Origin of the sequence: Roseimarinus sediminis (assembly GCF_050433125.1) — a bacterium.
Taxonomy (GTDB): domain Bacteria; phylum Bacteroidota; class Bacteroidia; order Bacteroidales; family Prolixibacteraceae; genus Roseimarinus; species Roseimarinus sediminis.
On record NZ_JBNPXV010000005.1, the window covers coordinates 156629 to 176717 of the forward strand.

Genomic DNA, 20089 nt, shown 5'->3' on the forward strand with positions numbered 1-20089 from the left:
TATCTGTGATGATTAGAAATATTAAAATAATCGCATTCATTGCCAGTCTGTTACTGGTTGTTGTTTCCTGCAATACCCGTTCAAAATCAAAGACGAAGGCAGCAAAGTTTGAAGAAACCTGGGAATCTCTTTCAACAATCGACCGTGAACCCGAATGGTATAAAGATGCCAAATTTGGAATTTATTTTCATTGGGGCCTCTACAGCGTTCCCGCTTTCGATAATGAATGGTATCCCCGTTGGATGTATGTTCCCGGAAGAGATGACTGGGGAGGCAGGGTATTTGAGCACCACGAGAAAACTTTCGGGCCTTTAAATGAATTCAATTACCATGATTTTATTCCCCTATTTACTGCCGAGCATTTCGATGCAGCCGAATGGGCCAATTTATTTGAAAAATCAGGAGCAAAGTTTGCCGGTCTGGTTGCGCAGCATCACGACGGTTTTGCTATGTGGGGCAGTAAAGTGAACCCTTGGAATGTAAAAGACATGGGTCCCGAAAAGGACATTTTGGGTGAATTGTATGCCGAAGTTAAAAAGCGCGACATGAAAACCATTGCCACCTTCCATCATGCAAGGTTACTTCAGCGCTATGCCACCGATACCGCCGCATGGGCCAAATATACTTCCGATCCGGGCTGGAACAGCCATTACCCCTATCATCCCGATTTTATCTCTTCAACTACCGATCCCAAACTCAAATATTTTTACGGTAATATCCCCGAAGATGAGTTTCATGATTATTGGCTAAACCAGGTGAATGAAGTGGTTGATAATTATGCTCCCGACATCATTTGGTTTGATTCATGGCTCGACATCATTCCCGAAAACTATCGTCAGAAAATGGTCGCACATCATTTCAATACGGCAGTATCGCGGGGGCAAGAACCCATTGCAGCCCACAAACAGGAAGACCTCCCCTCTAATGTGGGCATGCTCGATATGGAACAGGGCGGAAAAACCGAACTTTCGGATGATTATTGGTTAACGGATATTACCATCAGTTACGGCAGCTGGTGTTACACCAACGGTCAAACCTATAAAAACCCTGCATTGGTCATCAGGAACATGATTGATGTATGGAGCAAAAGGGGAATTGTGTTGCTAAACATTTCACCTATGGCCAACGGGATCATCCCTGATGCACAAAGGGAAGTCCTGACTTCAATAGGTCAATGGATTGAAAAACACAAAGAAGCGGTTTATGAAACCCGTGCCTATACCACCTTCGGATATGGCAGGGCCGAATTTCAGGAAAATGTCTTCGGCGGACAAACAGCCACCATGGACTATAATCAGAACGACATCCGTTTTACCATTTCAACAGATAAAAAGAGTCTGTTTGTATATTCTCTGGGGCGTCCCGAAGCCAATTCAGCTTTTGAGATTCATCATGTTGCAGAATCAGCTATCAAACGGGTAAGCGTTGTTGGGAGCGGAGTAGAATTGGAATGGACAAAAACCAATGATGTGTTGACCATTACAACTCCCGCTTCTTCCGATATGGATGAGCTGGCTACTGTGTTTAAGGTAGAATTTGAATAAAACCATACCATGAGAATATTTCAGATCATCATCCTAATTTTGCTGTTTGCCCTCCCGGCATGTCAGAAAAAAGTAAGCTATGAAAGCCTAAACGGGGGTATTACGATTTCCTTACCCGATGGTACACTCGGCATATTTCCGCTTGCCGACAATGCGGTAAGGGTAAAGTTTTTTGAAGGGGATGAAATAGAAGTTCCTGAGTTTATTTTCACCAATAAAAATCAATTACCCAAATTTGAAATAATAAAATCAGGTAACAATATCAGGGTTTCACTCAAACAAATGGATGTTGAAGTAAACCGGAAAACCGGTAAACTCACTTATTTTGACAATACGGGGAAGCTTATTTTGAACGAAGTAGCCGGGACACGGGTAATTCAACCCGATTCTGTCATGGTCGAACCCTGTTTCTTTGTCGAACAAAGTTTCGATTCTCCTGTCGATGAATTCCTTTTCGGCTTAGGGCAGTTTCAGGACGGACATTACAACATCAAGGGCATAAGCCGCCGTTTGACCCAGGTAAACAGCCAAATTGCCATTCCGTTTATTTATTCGAGCAAGGGTTATGGCCTTTTGTGGCATCAGTATGGCTTGACTGATTTCAATCCGGCCGACAATTATATTGCTCTTGAGAAACAGGAAAAATCGGTCGAAAGTGAAAACCTGGTTGAAGTGACCACCACGGCCGGTACACAGCGGGTTTCGCAAAACCAGTCGCTCTACCAGGGGAAATTTACCGTGCCCGAAGATGGCGAATATTCCATTTTTCTCGATCTGGGAACCATGGGCAACCGGCATTATGTGGTCATCGACGGAGAACCGCTGATCGATCAGAGCAATATTTGGCTGCCACCCACTGCCGGTGCCTTGCTTCAACTGAAGGCCGGTGAGCACGATGTGCAGCTGGTTTGCAAGTCCGACAATCAGCCGAAACTATCCTGGAAGTTGAAGGGAAATACCACCACTTTTCGTTCGCCTCATGCAAAAAAACTCGATTATGTGGTGTTTGTGGGTTCGGCCGACGAGGTGATTGCCTCGTATCGCAATTTAAGTGGAAATGCACCCATGTTCCCCAAATGGGCCTATGGTTTTTGGCAGTGCCGCGAACGCTATACCTCGGCAACGCATTTGCTTGAAACCGTAAAGGAATTTCGCGAACGAAAACTCCCCATGGATGTAATTGTTCAGGACTGGCAATACTGGGGCAACAGGGGCTGGGGCGTTCCGCAGTTCGATGAGAAGAATTACCCCAATCCATCGGGTTTCATCAAAGAAATACATGATTTAAATGCCCATTTCAACATCTCCATTTGGAGCAATCCCGACAAAAATTCGGAAATAGGGAAGGAATACATCGCGAATAACCGCTTTATTCCAGGAACCAAATGGCTGGATTATTTCAACCCCGAAACCCGCAAGGAATATTGGACAACCTTAAAAGAAAACATGTTCGACCATGGGGTCGATTCATGGTGGATGGATGCCGTTGAGCCCGAAAATGACGCGCTCACCGGGGAGATGACGCATATGGGGCCAGGTGATTTTTATCGCCTGACCTATCCGCTCATGGTGAGCAAAGCCGTGTACGAAGGTCAGCGCGAAGTGACGGAAGAGAAGCGTGTGTGCATTTTAACACGGTCTGCCTTCTCAGGCCAGCAGCGTTACGGGGTCATCAACTGGTCGGGCGATATTGGTGGCGACTGGGATGCCTATCGTCGTCAGTTGGTGGCAGGGCTTAACTTTTCCATCTCAGGTTTACCCTATTGGACCACCGACATAGGCGGCTTTTTCCGTCCCGGACAAGCACAATACACCGACGAGAATTACCACGAATTGTTGACCCGCTGGTTTCAGTGGAGCGTTTTCAACCCGATTTTCCGCATGCATGGCTACATGAGCGAAACCGAGCCATGGAAATACGGGCAAAAGGTGGAAGACAACATGCGCAAAATGCTGAATCTGCGTTACCAGCTACTCCCTTACATTTATTCCGAAGCCTGGCAGGTGACCAAGGGTTCTACCATAATGCGCCCGCTGGTAATGGATTTTAACGGCGATGCCGAAGCTGTAAAACAATCCTATGAATACATGTTCGGCAAGGCTTTCCTTGTTGCACCGATTACCGAAGCCGGTGTAGAACACAGAGACGTTTATCTGCCTGTATCAACCGCCTGGTACGACTTCTGGACTGGGAAGTACCTCGAAGGAGGACAAACAGTTCAAGCCGATGCGCCTTTAGACCGTATACCCTTGTTCGTGAAAGCCGGGGCAATTGTACCGGTTGGTCAGGTAGTGCAGCATTCAGGTGAGCATTCGAACGAAGAACTCGAAATCCGAATTTACCAGGGAGCCAATGGCGAATTCACCTTGTATGAGGACGAAGGCGACAATTACAACTACGAAAGAGGTCAGTATTCAACCATTTCTTTTATCTGGGATGATGCCCAAAAAGAACTGACCATTGCCGATCGCGAAGGTATGTTTCCAGGCATGTTGGCTGAACGTAAGTTTAAACTTGTGTTGGTGCAACAGGAAAAGCAAAGCGATCATATCAATACTGCGAACCTTGAACACCGGGTTTCATACACGGGTCAATTGCTTCGTATACCAATGAACTAGCAATTTAATAACGATAAATATCCGATGATGATTAAAAAAGAAGTAAAAGGAAAAGTGATGAAGCAGAGACATCTATTGGTGCTGATGGCACTGATGTTGGTTTCAGTCATGAGTGCTTTGGCAAATTCAGGAAAAGCGAAAAACTCCCAGCCTGATAATAACCCGGTATTCTCAGAGGTAACTTATCAGGGTAATGATCCGGCTTATAAACAAAACCCTTTGAAAGAAGATGAGTTTTATAACCCGATTCTGCAAGGCTGTTACCCCGATCCTGCCATTACGCGAAAAGGCGATGATTATTTCCTGGTCAGTTCGTCCTTTGCCATGTTTCCGGGCGTTCCTATTTTTCATTCGAACGATCTGGTAAACTGGAAGCAAGTGGGGCATGTGCTCGACCGAACCTCTCAATTAAAGGTGCACGATACGGGCATTAGCGCGGGAGTTTATGCTCCGGCCATCAAGTACAACAAGTACAACGATACATTTTACATGATTACCACCCAATTTGCTGGTGGTTTTGGAAATATCGTGGTTAAAACGAAAGATCCTTTCGATGGCTGGAGTGATCCCTTTAAATTGAAATTTAACGGAATTGATCCGTCGATGTTTTTTGACGAAGATGGCAAGGCCTACGTGGTGCACAACGATGCACCCGACCCGGGAAAGGAGCTCTACAACGGGCACCGGGTCATCAAAATCTGGGATTACGATCTGGAGAACGATCAGGTAATTGCCGGAAGCGACAAAATTATTGTAGATGGTGGTGTCGATTTGTCGAAAAAACCTATTTGGATTGAAGCACCTCACATTTACAAGAAAAATGGAAAATACTATTTAATGTGTGCCGAAGGTGGTACTGGCGGCTGGCACAGCGAGGTTATTTTTATCAGCGATCATCCTAGAGGTCCGTATAAGCCTGCACCCAATAACCCTATTTTAACACAGCGCTATTTTCCTCACGACCGTGCTAATAAAGTGGATTGGGCCGGCCATGCCGACCTGGTTGAAGGTCCCGACGGAAAATACTATGGCGTATTTCTGGCCATTCGTCCCAACGAGAAAGACCGGGTGAACACCGGCCGTGAAACTTTCATTCTGCCGGTCGACTGGTCGGGCGAATTTCCTGTTTTCATTAACGGACTGGTTCCTATGGAATCTAAGTTGAAAATGCCCAAAGGTGTTGAAAATAAAACTGGTAAGGATGATTTCTTTCCCAATGGAAATTTCACCTACACCGAGGATTTCAGTTCCAATCAACTCGATTACCGCTGGATTGGACTGCGTGGCCCTCGTGAAGAATTCATCACCTTTACTGAAAATGGATTGCAAATCACTCCTTTTGAAGTGAATATAAAGGAAGTGAAGCCTACATCTACCTTGTTCCATCGCCAGCAGCACAAGCATTTTTCATTCGAAACCACCATGAATTACCAACCTGAATCGGAAAAAGACCTGGCAGGCATTGTGGCCCTTCAGAACGAACATTCAAACTATGTCTTTGGGGTTACAAAAAAAGGTAATGAATACCATCTTTTGCTGGAACGAAATGAAAAGCCGCGAAGAAGCCGCGAAGTGGAATCCAAAGTGCTCGCCAGCACTGTGATCGATGTGAGTAAATCGCTTCAATTAAAAGTGCAGGCCCGGGGCGATGATTACGAATTCAGTTATTCACTCAATGGAAGCGATTTTGTAAATCTGGGCGGTATCGTATCAGGCGACATTCTTTCGACCAACATGGCAGGAGGTTTCACAGGATGTTTGCTGGGCTTGTATGCAACAAAGGCCAATGACGCGTTACCTCAGTAAACCGTCTTCAATTATTAACAGTAAAGTACTATCTTGAAAGCTGAAAACATTCAGTTTGATTAAAACGTAATAAAATGAGGTTGATAGTTATCGTGTTTGCTTTGCTTGCCTTACAGGCATGCAGCACTGAACAAAAGGTTGAAAGTAATGCTGTAAATCCAGTTATCTGGGCCGATGTGCCCGATATGTCGATGATTCGGGTCGACGACAGCTACTACATGAGCAGTACCACCATGCACATGGCACCGGGCGTTCCCATCATGAAATCGAACGATTTGGTGAACTGGGAACTGGTTAGTTATGCTTACGAAACACTGGCCGATGTATATGCCATGAATCTGGAGAAAGGTCAAAGTACCTATGGCCGTGGTTCATGGGCTAGCAGTCTGCGCTTTCACAACGATACCTATTATCTCTCCACCTTTTCGAGCACTACCGGCAAAACCTATATTTTTTCATGCAACGATGTGGAAGAAGGAAACTGGAAACGACAGGAATTTGAACCTTCGTACCACGACAATACCATCTTTTTTGATGACGATGGCAAAACGTACATGATTTGGGGAAATGGTAAGCTTTTCATTACTGAACTGAATGCCGGTTTGTCGGGCGTGAAAGAAGGAACACAAAAAGTATTGATTGAAAATGCCAGTGCTCCTGCAGGTGACAACATCATGCTGGGCGCCGAGGGAGCACAGCTTTTCAAGGTGAAGGACAAATATTATTTGTTTGTCATTACCTGGCCACGGGGTGGAATGCGAACCGTTGTTGTTCATCGGGCCGACAACATTGATGGTCCCTGGGAAGGTCGTATGGCGCTTCAGGACAAAGGGGTTGCACAGGGTGGCATCATTGATACACCCGACGGTCGTTGGTTTGCCTATCTTTTTCGCGACAATGGGGCAGTGGGGCGCATCCCTTATTTGGTTCCTGTTAGCTGGGAAAATGACTGGCCGGTTTTAGGTGTCGACGGCACTGTGCCCGATACGCTCGATTTGCCAGCCAGCAAAGGCCTGATCCCCGGTATTGTAAACAGCGATGAGTTCAACCGAAAAGCAGGTGAAACTTTGTTACCACTGGTTTGGCAGTGGAACCACAATCCTGATAACAATCTATGGTCGCTGAACGAGCGCGATGGATACCTGCGACTGAAAACCGGGCGCATCGACAGCCTGTTTCTAAAAGCCCGAAATACCTTAACACAGCGCACTTTTGGCCCTGTAAGTTCGGGTACAACCTTGCTCGATGTGAGTAATTTAAAAGAAGGCGATTTCGCCGGATTGGTGGCCTTGCAACGCAAGTTTGGCCAGGTGGGCGTGAAGCTGGTCGATGGACAGAAAAAACTCTTCATGGTAAGCAACCAAAGCGATATTCCGGAAGAAATTGAAAGTCTGCCACTCATGCAGGATTCGGTTTACCTGAAAATTGAGTGCGATTTCAGAGACCGGGCCGATCTGGCTGAGTTCTTCTATAGTCTCGATGGGGAAAACTGGACTGCCATTGGCAATCAGTTGAAAATGGAATACACCTTAATGGAGCACTTTATGGGCTATCGTTTTGGACTCTTCTGTTATGCCACCGAGCATACCGGAGGATATGCCGATTTCGATTACTTCAGAATCAGTGATCAGATTTCAAAACAATAAATAGTGCAAAATTTATTCATTATGAAGAATGCTTGTTTGTTTTTTTTAGTTCTATTTTTTACAGTCAGCACTTTGTTCGCAAGTGAAAAGACCATCAACAGTCCCGATGGAAAGCTGGTGTTGACACTGGCAGAAAATGATGGTATTCCATTCTACCATATTCAATATAACGGTAAATCTTTTCTGGAACCATCGCCTCTTGGAATGAAAACCAATGTGGGCGATTTCAGTGTGGGACTAAGCATGAGCGAAAACATACAGCTTCGTGAAATCGACGAAAGCTATTCTTTGCCCAACATTAAAAAAAGCAAGGTGCATTACCTGGCCAACGAAGCGGTTTATTCATTTTCAAAAGGTGAAAAAGCAGCCTTCGACATCATTTTCAGGGTGAGCAACAACGATGTCGCTTTCCGCTACCAGGTGCATCCGCAGGGCGAACGCAAAAGTTGTGTTGTAAACGAAGAAAGCACAGGCTTTGTATTTCCCGAAGGAAGTACCACTTTTCTTACTCCGCAAAGCAAACCCATGGTGGGATTTGCACGCACCATGCCCAGCTACGAAATGCTTTACACGCTCGATGCTCCCATGGGGCAGAATGGTTCTGAAAACAATGGCTACACCTTTCCCTGTCTGTTTAAAGTGAACAACAACGGTTGGGTGCTTATTTCGGAAACCGGGGTCGACAGCCGTTATTGTGGCAGCAGGCTCATTGGGCATGCCGGGGGACTGTACACCATCGGTTTTCCTATGGAAGGCGAAAACAACGGCAACGGAACTTCGGCTCCAGGTATCACGCTGCCTGGCTACACGCCCTGGCGCACCATTACAGTGGGGGAAACCTTAACGCCCATTGTCGAAACCACCGTGCCTTTCGATGTGGTGGAAGCCCGTTATGAAGCTTCGCAAGAATATGAATACACCAAAGGCTCGTGGAGCTGGATCATGAAAATGGACGGTGCCACAGTGTTCGATGTTCAAAAGGAATACATCGATTTTAGTGCGGCCATGGGCTACGAAACCGTATTGGTCGATGCGCTTTGGGACACACAAATTGGCTACGACAAAATTGAAGAGCTGGCAAAATATGCCGAAAGTAAAGAGGTAGCTCTTTATTTGTGGTACAATTCAAACGGTTATTGGAATGATGCACCTCAGGGCCCGCGCGGAATTATGGATAATACCATTGCCCGCCGCAAGGAAATGGCATGGATGAAAAGCATTGGCGTGAAGGGAATTAAAGTCGACTTTTTCGGTGGCGACAAGCAAATGACCATGAAGCTGTACGAAGATATTCTGTACGATGCCAATGACTTTGGAATCATGGTGATTTTTCATGGATGTACCCTGCCGCGCGGCTGGGAGCGGATGTACCCCAACTATGCAGCCAGTGAGGCTGTTTTGGCCAGCGAAAACCTTCACTTTTCGCAATACCATTGCAACATTGAAGCCACCAATGCAAGCATTCATCCCTTTATTCGAAATACGGTGGGAAGCATGGATTTTGGCGGCAGTGCGCTCAATCAGTTCTACAACGGCAACAATACGCCCAACCGGGGATCCAAACGAATGACTTCCGATGTGTTTGCACTAGCTACTGCTGTTTTGTTTCAAAGTGGGGTTCAGCACTTTGCCCTGGCCCCGAATAACCTGAACGATGCTCCTGACTGGGCAATTAACTTCATGAAAGAGGTACCCACCACCTGGGACGAAGTTCGTTACATCGATGGCTATCCTGGCAAATACGTGGTACTGGCACGTCGCAAAGGGGAAAACTGGTACGTTGCCGGAATCAATGCCCAAAAGGAAACTTTGAATTTAAAACTGAAACTTCCGATGCTTGAGGGCACTTCTGAAGTGAAAATGTACATGGACGACCAGGACCTGAATGGAAAAGTAACTACATTGAAATTTAAAAAGAATCAGGATGTTGAAGTAGCAATTCCTACCAATGGGGGCGTGCTGCTGATTCAGTAAAAATGGAAATCGGCTGTCCCGTATCCTGTATTATTTAAAAATGATAAAACCATGAAGCAGTCTTACTCATACTTTTTTCTACTTTCACTTTTGTGCATATTTTCCATCACAGCAGGTACCGCATATGCACAAAACCCCTTCATTCGCGATCAATTCACAGCCGATCCCTCGGCACGGGTTTTCAAGGGCAAAGTGTACGTTTTTCCATCCCACGATATTCCGGCACCCGACGGAAAAAACCTTCGCGAGAATTGGTTCTGCATGGAAGATTATCATGTGTTTTCATCGGAAAACCTGAGCGATTGGACCGATCACGGAATGATTGTCAGTCAGTACGATGCCCCCTGGATCGATTCCACTTCCTACAGCATGTGGGCCCCCGACTGTGTGGAGCGCAATGGCCTTTACTACTTTTATTTTCCGGCCAGGACCAACAAAGTGGATGAAAACGGTCGAAAAGGCTTTGGCATTGGGGTGGCTGTGGCTGAACAGCCCGAAGGGCCATATACTCCGCAAAAAGAAAACATTGAAGGAATCAAAGGCATCGATCCCAATGTGTTGATCGACAAGGACGGTCAAGCCTATATTTACTGGTCGCAGGGACACATATTTGTGGCCAAACTGAAAGAGAACATGCTGGAGCTTGATTCTGAACCTTTGATCATTCCCAACCTTCCGGAGAAAGGCCTGAAGGAAGGCCCCTGGGTTTTTGAGCGCAAGGGCATTTATTACCTTACTTTCCCTCATGTTGAAAATAAAACAGAGCGACTCGAATATGCAGTAAGTGATCATCCCATGGGGCCTTTCGAGATGAAGGGCGTCATTATGGATGAATCGCCCACCGGCTGCTGGACCAATCACCATTCCATTATTGAATACAACAAACAGTGGTACCTGTTTTATCATCACAACGATCTTTCGCCCGACTTCGATAAAAACCGTTCGGTTCGCGCCGACAGTCTGTTCTTCGGTGCCGACGGCAGTATTCAAAAGGTAGTGCCGACTTTGCGTGGTGTGGGACTTACAAGTGCCACGAGCAAAATTGAAACCGATCGCTACAGTGCCATCAGTGCCAGGGGTACAAAGGTTGAATTTATCGACTCATCGAATGTGTTTGATGGTTGGAAAACTGTTTTGGAAAGCTCAGGTACCTGGGTGCAGTATGATGCTGTGGATTTTGGCAAACAAAAAGTGAATAAAGTGCGGGTGAAAGCCAGCTCAGTTAAAGGAGGCAGTCTGCAAATCAGATTGGATGATCCGGCTGGTCAACTGCTAGGCGAAATTAAAGTTCCGGCAGGAGCAAGCTGGTCAATATTGGAAGCCGGGGTTTCGAAGCGCCCGAAAGGAGTTCAAAACCTGGTGGTGCTTTCGAATGCTCCCGATGCTGTTGAAGTTGACTGGCTTCGTTTTGAGTAAAATGCAGAAATTTACAAATAAAAACGGATCAAATTAAGATTAGGGTGGATGAACCATGGAAGTACATAACAAACCTGGTCCTGGATTCCTGGAAACTTTGGAGCGCTAAAACATAGTTACAAACGAATAATAAAATAAACACGAATGCATTCCGATGGAAGTCAGAATAGTATTCGGGCATTCGCGGCAATTTTTTTGATAAATACAGCTTAATTTTGCCAGTTAGTGTATGTGATAGATCGAGCAACATCAGCTTGCTATTTCGCAAGAATGATTAGCTCAGTTTACCATGTAGTTCAGCCCCCTTCAGCGTGTTTACGTTTCATTATCCTGGCGTTCTTTGTTAGTCAGGCTCATCATTCTAGTAGGGGGAACCGTTTTAATTTTGTACTTATTCTCACTGATTTAATGTTCATCCGAAAGGCCCTATTTCATTTCAAGCCGGGTTTTGTACTCCGGTACAATTTCAAATCCCTGAACTTCCAAATGGCTGCCCTTATTGAATTCAGGAAGATTTTTTAAATCACCCAAATAGGGATAATCGTCGTACATCGGGTGAAAAAAGAGCAACATTTCGTTGTTTTCCAATAGCCCGGCAAACGATTTTAACCCGATTTCCCATTTGCGTTCCTGATAAAAATGGTCGGTAATCAACTGGCCGTCGATAAAGGCCAGTGCACGGTCACCTACATAGTCGATTTCGAGAAATGCATCGTTTAATTTCGACAAGTCGGAACTGACCTTAAGGCTGTATTTTTGATCGCTGATTTTCTCAATTTCCATCTTCGGTTCTATCTCTTCAAAAACGACGGAATAGCTGTTAAAGCCTTCAAATGCAGCTTTTGTTTGCTTCATTATAGCATTGTCGGCTTTGACCTTGCTCGCCTTTTCGGGGAAAATATGCAAGTGATTCTCCGTTGCTTTACTGATGAGTTGAAGCTCGTTTTTGCCTTCCAGAATCAGGGCATCCGAAACAAAAAGCTGCTCGTTGATTACGACCGAATTGATCGCCATCTCTTCGGTAAGTACCAAAACGTTTACCCCGTTAACTTCAAACGAAAATGGTTCAGCCCTTTCGGGTTTGATCGTCTGAATTTGATCGATTTTAGTCACCGAAGCATTTTTCATATTTGTAATTTCACATGAAGATGAAAAATTGATTTCAGCCTGAATTCCTTTTATGGTGCTGAAAATATAATAAGCTGCGTCTGTTTGTTGCAGCACCGTTAAGGGCTGAACAGTGGCCGATTTCACGGTGGCTTTATCCAGTTTCAGATTAAAGGGAAATATGACTGAAGCTGCTTTGGGTACATCAATGTGGCCTTCAGCAGGGAAGCGAATGCTTTCATTTTTTGTGGCAATTTCAACCTGAACATCATCAATGGCTTTCACTTCGGCATGATCCTGGAAATTAACGATAAACAGGAAACCTGATTCTCCATACGAGCGAACGGCATACCTTAAGGTTTCGTTATTGTCGGGCTTGATGCTTGCATTGTTTTTGGGAAGCACGGTTTTCATCGGAGCCAGTATTTCGCCATATGCATCTAAAAAATGGTGAAGCATTCTCAGGTGCTTGTAATGGTAGCGCACCTGCCCGTACTGGCCGATGGGCGCCTGAAAATCGTAGTTTACCCTTGGCAGTCCATTGGCTTCTTCGTTGTAAAACTTTCCGTCGAATTGGGGCGTTGAGCCACCGTGATACATGTAGTACCCGATTCCATTGGAGCCGCTGCCAACAATACGGGTCATTAATGGCGCCACGCTTTCGTACTCAACAATGGGACGGCGGGAATATTTAATTTGAATACCCGGGCCAATTTCGGCCGAAATAGAAGGATAAAGTTCTGTATCGTAACTTACCGGACTGTAATCGGGCTTGTTCTTGATGTCCTTAAACAGATAAAAGTCCGATGGAAAAGGATCGGCCCAAAATGGGTAGGCATAACCGGCAGTAACGGGTATGCTTCCTTTTTCAACGATGGTGGCATTTCCCCAGCCGGTGGCGGTGTAAATGGGTACATCGATCTCGTTTTTTTGTGCTATCTTTTTCAGGTTGGCCATGTGTTCTTTTCCGTAGTCAGCCCACGGATTTTTCCCGTCGGTAACGGTAATTTGTTCGTGAGCCAGGGCTGCATCGCGATTGGCAACAGTGCTTTCCTTTCTGCTCCCGGGATAAGCCCACTCCCACGGCGCTGCCGAGTGTTGGTACTCGTTTTCGAGTTGAACTCCAACAACCGGTCCTCCGTCTTTGTAAAGTAAACCTTTTAGCTGTTTTGCAATTTGCCCGTACAGTCGATCGACATATTCGAGGTACGCTGCATCGTTGCTGCGGATCTCAAATGGGCGGCCATACATCCAATCGGGGATACCACCGTTTCGCATTTCACCATGGCAAAAGGGGCCCAAGCGCACAATGGCGTGCAAATCGTGCTTTGCTGTCAGCTGGATGAATTTTCTCAGGTTCAGATCTCCACTCCAGTCAAACCGGCCTTCGGTACGTTCATGAAGGTTCCAGAAGATATAGGTTGCAATTACATTAATTCCTCCGGCTTTCATTTTGAGAATTTCTTCTTCCCAATACGCTTCCGGAAAGCGTGAAAAATGAAACTCACCAATTATCGGAAAAAAAGCCTTTCCATCTTTTTCAATGTAAGCGCTGTTGACTGCTATTTTTTCTCCTTCGGGATTTTCACCACCCAGATCGAGATGTCCACGCAAAATCTTCATCTCGGGTTGATTGATATCGATTTGGTAAGTAGTTTGCGCCAGCAGGTTGAATGCCGCAAAAACAACGATTAGTAACAGGAATGCCTTTTGTAATTTCATGATATAAATGATTTAGTAATTCTATTGTCTTATGTCTAAATTCTAACGATCTGTTGTGACGAAGGTCACACAATCAGGGATTTTCGTTGACATACGACTTCCATCCTTCGCGTTCTTTCTTTTCAAAAAGTTCTTCAATTATTGAATAATCAATGATTTCTGAAGGGTTGAAGCGTTCAGAATTCATGTAGCTCTGAATGCTTTGTTTTAACTGGCGCGCCACAGGTCGCTGATCCAGACCGGTACTTAAATCGGCGCTGCAAACCATCAGTTTACCTTTGCCCACCCTGGCTTCGAACAGCATAGCCAAACGACGGTTCAGAAACCAGGTGTCGATGGGCTGTACCAGTGGCCGGAAATCAGCAGGAAAATTCTCCAGATTCATTACCTGTTGCCGGTTGGCCAGCTCCCACCATTGCAAATCGCTGTAGTAATCAGTCGGGAAATCGTCAAACACCGCGTGTTCATGCTGAATGAAAATACCGGTTGTGTGTGGCGGACGCATGCGAAACCATGAGGTATTCCAGAAGGCCGGGACGTAGTATTGCACCACATCCTTTCCGTTTTCGACTTTGCCGGCAGCCAGCAACAATACATTTTGGCCTTGCTCAAGTGCTTCTTTAACTTCAGGCCCAATTTGTTCGGCTATAAGTATGCTATTCGTATCATTGTTTTGGTCGAGAGTAGGATAGACCCATACATTCCAACTATTCTGGTAATCGCCGAGGACTACAGACAGCGTTAATTTGGATGCTTTTTCAATAAAATTTAATGGGATTTCGAGCATTCCTGCTTCGTTGCAAGATCCCTGCGGAATGGAAACAGCTTCAAAAATGCCTTCTTTTAAAAGCTGTCCTGTATCGTTTGTAAGTTTCCATTCGATGTTGCTGTTTTCGAGTACGCGGCCTGAGAAATTAGCAATTTCAATTGCTGCATTCAAGGTTTCGTTCGTTTCGAACGTGTATTTCTCAATTCGGATAAGCGGAACTACTTCGCTGCAAAACGATTTAAATTCAGAAGCGCTGAGGTAACCTTTCTCGTCCCAAAAAGCATCCAGTACGCCCACCAGCGCACTTCCCTGACCTGAAAAATCGTTCAGGCTCAGCAGTTGAAATCCTGCCAGGTTGGGTGTACGCAGGGTGGCTTCAATTTCCTGTTTGTAGCACGAAGCCTGAAGTTTACCTGATGCCATCAGAAATTCGTCGGCCAGATCGGCCATGTGATGGTCGGCCAGGTCTTCGCGAAACAATTCAAAGTTTTTGGCTTTCAACGCGCCGGTATATTTGTCAATCTCGTTAAAATTTGGGAATGCGCACCATTGTCCCATTTCGAAGGTCACGTAGGGGCGTTGTTGGTTTTCGGTTTTGTGGCGGTAGTCGAAAAGCGATCCAGGTTGTCGATCTTTCCATTCGAGGCCGCGTGGCGGAGAACGCACAATGAAATCGCTGTTTTCGATAATGGCCCAGCTACGACCGGTTGATGCGCCGGTGTAAACAAAGCGGGAATCGTAGCGTTTGAAATGATCGACCCAGTTTTCGAGGTAGCCCACATAGCGCCCCGACGGCTCGTTTCCGTAGGCCATCATTACAAATGAAGGATGATTGCCGTAGGTGTCGAGTATGCGTTGGGTTTCTTTCATCAGGTAGGCATCAATGGGCGCTCCGTAGCCCAGCGAGGTGGAATACTTGGCCCAGCTGGGGCCTTCAACCTGCAGGTAAATGCCCGCTTCGTCGGCAGCACTGAAAGCTGCTTCGGGCGGGCAATAGGAGTGAAAACGCATGTGGTTCAGCCCAAACGACTTGCAGACCTCGAAAATGCGTGCCCATTCTTCTTTATCGGTTGGCGGATAGCCGGTAAGCGGAAAGACGCTGCACTCGGTGGTTCCACGCAAAAAAACCGGGGTGCCGTTAATTTCAAAATGCTTGTCGTTAATGCTGAACTCGCGCATTCCAAAAGGCACTTTCTGAAAGTCAGCAATGCCCGAACTCCCTTTCAACGTCAAGGCTAATTCATAAACATTGGGTGCGAATTCGCTCCATGCTTTGTAATCGTCTCCCATTGGAAGGGTAAACGACAGGGTGGTTTTTCCATCTTCCCAGGTTTTGGATATACGTGGCAGTTTATGATCGTGATTCTTGCCTTCGATCTCAAAATCAAGTTTAGCCTCCGACAAGGCTTTGTTAAGCTGTACCTCAATTTTGATGGTATTATTGGCCAGTTGGGGGCTTACTTTCACTTTTTCGAAGTGTACATCGGCCCGGGGCAATAGTTTCATTTCGCCTACGATTCCGTTCCAGTTGCCCTGTGTGTGGTCTGAAATACTATGGGAGTTGATGCCCGGGTCGATTTCGCGAATGGCATTATCGATTCTGATGGTGAGGCGATGTAAGCCCGAAGTTACCCATTCCGAAGGAATGACGAAGCGATGTGGCACCGAAAGGCTGTTGTCGCTGCCGATTTCAAGCGAATCGAACCATACCTTGCTTTGCCAGTGAGGGCGTTCGAGGTGGAGTACAAGCTCCTGATTCTGCCAGTTTTCAGGAATTACAAGGTCGCGCTGAAACCAGGCCATTCCCTTGTAATGCTTGTCAGGCGTGAGCCAGAAAGGAAACTTTATATTTCCTTTTTGCCGGTATTTCTCCATGGCCGGATTGAAATACCACGAGCTGTCGTAAATGCTTCCGGTCCAGTCGGTATCCAAATCGGGTTCATCGCCAATTCCGTAATCTCTTAACGCTCCTGGAAGTGTAATTTTTTCGGTAAATTCTGCGTTAAACCACTTTTCGTTCTCGCCAATTTCGCTTTTATCGAGTTGGTAGTTCCATTCGCCGGAGAGATCCATTTCCTGTATTTCGCTTTGCTTGCAAGCAAAAGCAGCAAAAAGAAGAAAACCAACTATTCCTATTATACGTACCATTTCAGTTTATTTTATTTGAAACACAATTCTTATCTAGTAATGCACAAGCAATTTTTGATGAATTAATGCACCAAGGTGGTAGCGATTATCAGCAAGCACCTTATCAAATTCGGCTTGTGCTTTTTCTTTGTTTTCGATCCCCAGATGCCCCAGAGCCATTAAGTAATGACAGTGCTGCTCGTGGCGCTTTTGCAGGTCGTCTTCAAAAATCAGCAAATCGGGAAGCGATACGGCAAAATAGTCCATTTTAAAGGGAATAGAAAGTTGTTTTTCGCCATATTTCAGCAATTTACTGAAACGTGCGTTTGCTTCGGCGGGTTTTCCCAGTTTTTGCAAAGCCAGTCCCTGGTAGAATATTTTATCGGGTTGCTGATCGTTGTAATACATGGCAGCACCGGGTTCGTCGGATCCAAGCGCTGCATTTTCCCAGGCTGCTTTTGCCTTTTCGCTTTCGCCCAAACCATGGTATGCACAACCCAGCCAGTGATAAACGTCATTTTCCTGAGCCCCGTACAATTTGCCTTCGCCCAAATTGTGCGGATATTGAAAACAGGAATTCAGATGATCAATTGCAGAATGAAAGTTCTTTTGTACGATGGCTTTTTTAGCCAGTTCGATATGGCTGTACAGGTATTGAAATGTAACTTTTCCTTCGCCACCTTCCCAGGGATGAAACTTCCGGTTCAACAGTAGTTCGAGGGCTGTCTCTTCATTGCCTAAAAGGTTATGCAGTGTTGCCCTTTCGAGGTAAAGATCGTCTCTGAAATCGACTTCGCGGGGGTGTTTATCGAGTAAGGCCAGACGTTCGGTGGGTGATACATTCATTTTTTTGTACAACTGATCCAATTCCATTAACACGCGGGCATCGCCCGGATCGAGCGCAAAAGCTTTTTCCAAAGAAACTTTAGCAGCCTGTGGCTTATTTTGTTTATTGAAATAGGCCAGTGCCAGATTTCGGTGAACTGTGGGAAAGGCATCGTTTATTGCTCTTGATTTTTCCCAGCATTTTGCAGCATCTTCATGCTGGCGGGCACCGTACCAGAAATTGCCCATGTAATACCAGGCTTTATCGTCGCCGGGGTTCAGTTCCACTGCTTTTTGCAGTGCCAGCAATTCTTCCGGTTTATTGGGAAAACAGTAATCGGGCGCTTGCAGCATGGCACTTTTAAATGCCTTCTCGGCCCGGGAATGTTTTCCCTGTAACGAATAAAAGTAGCCTTTGAAATACAAGGCCATGGGATAAAGCACTTCTTTTCCATCGATGTAGAGATCGAGAAAATTGAGGGCTTCGGAATAAAAGCCGGCCATGGCATAATCTAACGAAAACTCAATGTAGTTGTGGACGTTATCGCGCATTTGCTCTTTCAGCTGCTCCAACTCCAATTCATCCTTAGTCAATAAATATTTTTCGTAATTCGCTCCAAAATTGAAGCGATCCAACTCAAGTGATTCTTCGATCAGTTTTAACGCAGCAGTATTTTCGCCGGCTTTGCGCAAGAGCATGATCTTTAAATGCCGGGCTTTTTGATTCATCCAATTCCGCCACAACGAACGGTCGATCAGTTCGAGGGCTTTTTCTTTGTTGCCCCTGATGGAATCGATTTGAGCTGCCTGGAAAAATCCGCTGTCCTGCCATGCTCCGTTCCATGCGGCTTTTAGGAACCAGCCGTAGGCTTCTTCTTTCTTACCTTGCATTCGCAAACAATAGCCCAGGTTGTATAGTGGTTCGCCATCGTAGGGATTAGGGTTTCGTTCGGTGAGGGTTGACACAGCGCTGCGGAAATACGGTTCAGCCCCGGCAAATTTCCCTTTGCGCAAAAGCCATAAACCCATGGCGTTGTTGTTACGCACATCGCCGGGTTCACGCCTTAAAGCTTCGAGGTAATAAGCGGCAGGGTCGTAAGTAGCATGACGGTATTGTTCCAAATGCAAGCCCTGTAGGTAGAGCTCTTCCGTTGAATGAATGTCTTCGGGATCTTCGGCTGCTTTGGCCGGATCGGGAAGCGGTTTTACTTCTTTCGCTTCGCTTTGCCAGTCAACCAGTATTTTTCCGTCACGGCTAACGAGCGACACATAACAAGTTTCAAGATCGATATGAGCATCAATCCGTTCATCAAAACTCATTTCGGGCGAAAAATCGATCACCTTCTCAAAAACCACCTGAGTTCCATGTTTAATGCAGATTGAAGCTCCAGGATAAACGCCGGTTGTGTAGGCTTTTAGTCGAATACCGTTGGCTTCGGCTTCGAGATTCAGCATGGCTTCCCTGCTTGCATTTTTCACTACGCCCAGGTCGCGATAGGGCATAAAATATTGTTTGAAGCTCTTTTCTTCGTAGGGTTGTAGCCAGGTGAAATCGGGCTGATTATCGGTGTAAACGCCGCACATCAGTTCAATGTAAGGCCCGTCTTCGTCGGTAAGGTTACGATCCCACGCGCGTCCGAAATCGCCGTTGCCCCAGGTCCACTGTTTCTTTCCGGGCGAAATATGATGGTCGGCCACATGCAATAAGCCCCCCTTTGTATCGTTTTCGTAGCCCCCCACAAAATCGTATTTCGAAGCAATGGCCATGTAGCTGGTCGGTACCGGGATGTTTTTGTAACGCGAAATGTCAACACCGGCCGAGTAATCCATTTTGTAATAGGTGCCGGTGGCAATCGGAAAACTCGACACATCGCGCTTGCCATGGTCGAATACAGCATGCACATCGGGCGGAAAAACCGACTGGTAATGGTCGTTGACCTTAACAGCCGGGTTAGCCCACCACAAAAAAGTTTGAGGGTGGGGGGTGCGATTGTACAACTTCACTTTAATTTCGAGATAGGCTTTGTCGGGATGCAGGGTAAAGCCAGCCATGCCTTTGGTTCGAAACATGCGTTCAATTTCGCTACACCATACCGTTATGCTTCCGTCCTTGTTTTCTTCGATGTACGAATCGACCGGGTCGTAGGTCGAAGGCCGGTGATGCTGTGGCCAGTTAAATTCGATGCCACCCGAAATCCAGGGGCCGGTAAGTCCAACCAGCGCCGGTTTAATTACATGGTTGTAGTACACAAAATGGCGTTGCTTCGTTTTGTCGAATGCCATTTGAACGCGCCCACCCAGTTCGGGCAGGATCATAATTTTCAGGTACTGGTTTTCGAGGTAAATGGCATTCCATTCCTTGTCTTCTTTTTCATCGAGTATTTTTTCGATGACCGGATGGGGATATACTACGCCACTGCTGCCCTGGTAAACCCTTTTTTCGAGAAAAACAGGATTCTTTTCAGGGGTGCCAATTCCATAGGTGGGAATGCTTACTTTTTCGCGCCAGGCTTTTACTTCGGTGTTTTGCATGT

The 20089-nt window shown here is 46.1% G+C and carries 9 protein-coding genes; 6 read left to right on the forward strand and 3 right to left on the reverse strand.

Going from position 1 to position 20089, the window contains the following annotated elements:
• Window positions 1-8 precede the first annotated feature (8 nt).
• The 6 genes from FHS86_RS08355 to FHS86_RS08380 all read left to right on the forward strand — a co-directional run bounded on the left by FHS86_RS08355 (window position 9) and on the right by FHS86_RS08380 (window position 11005).
• A complete protein-coding gene (locus FHS86_RS08355; protein ID WP_429412547.1) occupies window positions 9-1544 on the forward strand; it encodes an alpha-L-fucosidase in 1536 nt (511 codons plus the stop codon).
• Window positions 1545-1553: 9 nt separating this feature from the next.
• Entirely contained in the window at window positions 1554-4163 is a 2610-nt protein-coding gene (locus tag FHS86_RS08360; protein WP_429412548.1) for a glycoside hydrolase family 31 protein, read from the forward strand.
• Window positions 4164-4220: 57 nt separating this feature from the next.
• Entirely contained in the window at window positions 4221-5969 is a 1749-nt protein-coding gene (locus tag FHS86_RS08365; protein ID WP_429412549.1) for a glycoside hydrolase family 43 protein, read from the forward strand.
• 74 nt (window positions 5970-6043) lie between these two features.
• Window positions 6044-7615 carry a glycoside hydrolase family 43 protein gene (locus tag FHS86_RS08370; protein ID WP_429412550.1) on the forward strand — a complete coding sequence of 524 codons (1572 nt, stop codon included), beginning with the start codon at window positions 6044-6046 and terminating at the stop codon, window positions 7613-7615.
• 21 nt (window positions 7616-7636) lie between these two features.
• A complete protein-coding gene (locus tag FHS86_RS08375; RefSeq protein WP_429412551.1) occupies window positions 7637-9589 on the forward strand; it encodes a glycoside hydrolase family 97 protein in 1953 nt (650 codons plus the stop codon).
• A 51-nt stretch (window positions 9590-9640) separates the two neighbouring features.
• A complete protein-coding gene (locus FHS86_RS08380) occupies window positions 9641-11005 on the forward strand; it encodes a family 43 glycosylhydrolase (RefSeq protein ID WP_429412552.1) in 1365 nt (454 codons plus the stop codon).
• Between the two features lie 426 nt (window positions 11006-11431).
• Here the strand turns inward: FHS86_RS08380 and FHS86_RS08385 are convergent, their stop codons facing one another.
• The 3 genes from FHS86_RS08385 to FHS86_RS08395 all read right to left on the reverse strand — a co-directional run bounded on the left by FHS86_RS08385 (window position 11432) and on the right by FHS86_RS08395 (window position 20087).
• Window positions 11432-13834: a beta-galactosidase gene (locus FHS86_RS08385; RefSeq protein ID WP_429412553.1), complete on the reverse strand. Its 2403-nt coding sequence runs from the start codon at window positions 13832-13834 to the stop codon at window positions 11432-11434.
• Between the two features lie 73 nt (window positions 13835-13907).
• Window positions 13908-16751 (reverse strand): sugar-binding domain-containing protein, encoded by a 2844-nt coding sequence (locus FHS86_RS08390; RefSeq protein WP_429412554.1) that lies wholly within the window; start codon window positions 16749-16751, stop codon window positions 13908-13910.
• Between the two features lie 33 nt (window positions 16752-16784).
• Window positions 16785-20087, reverse strand: coding sequence for a DUF5107 domain-containing protein (locus FHS86_RS08395; RefSeq protein ID WP_429412555.1), 3303 nt, complete (start codon window positions 20085-20087; stop codon window positions 16785-16787).
• Window positions 20088-20089 lie beyond the last annotated feature (2 nt).

What these genes read in the sequence shown, in the direction of transcription:
- FHS86_RS08355 (WP_429412547.1), top strand. Translation starts at nt 9, where the DNA reads ATGATTAGAAATATTAAAATAATCGCATTCATTGCCAGTCTGTTACTG.
- FHS86_RS08360 (WP_429412548.1), top strand. Translation starts at nt 1,554, where the DNA reads ATGAGAATATTTCAGATCATCATCCTAATTTTGCTGTTTGCCCTCCCG.
- FHS86_RS08365 (WP_429412549.1), top strand. Translation starts at nt 4,221, where the DNA reads ATGAAGCAGAGACATCTATTGGTGCTGATGGCACTGATGTTGGTTTCA.
- FHS86_RS08370 (WP_429412550.1), top strand. Translation starts at nt 6,044, where the DNA reads ATGAGGTTGATAGTTATCGTGTTTGCTTTGCTTGCCTTACAGGCATGC.
- FHS86_RS08375 (WP_429412551.1), top strand. Translation starts at nt 7,637, where the DNA reads ATGAAGAATGCTTGTTTGTTTTTTTTAGTTCTATTTTTTACAGTCAGC.
- FHS86_RS08380 (WP_429412552.1), top strand. Translation starts at nt 9,641, where the DNA reads ATGAAGCAGTCTTACTCATACTTTTTTCTACTTTCACTTTTGTGCATA.
- FHS86_RS08385 (WP_429412553.1), bottom strand. Translation starts at nt 13,834, where the DNA reads ATGAAATTACAAAAGGCATTCCTGTTACTAATCGTTGTTTTTGCGGCA.
- FHS86_RS08390 (WP_429412554.1), bottom strand. Translation starts at nt 16,751, where the DNA reads ATGGTACGTATAATAGGAATAGTTGGTTTTCTTCTTTTTGCTGCTTTT.
- FHS86_RS08395 (WP_429412555.1), bottom strand. Translation starts at nt 20,087, where the DNA reads ATGCAAAACACCGAAGTAAAAGCCTGGCGCGAAAAAGTAAGCATTCCC.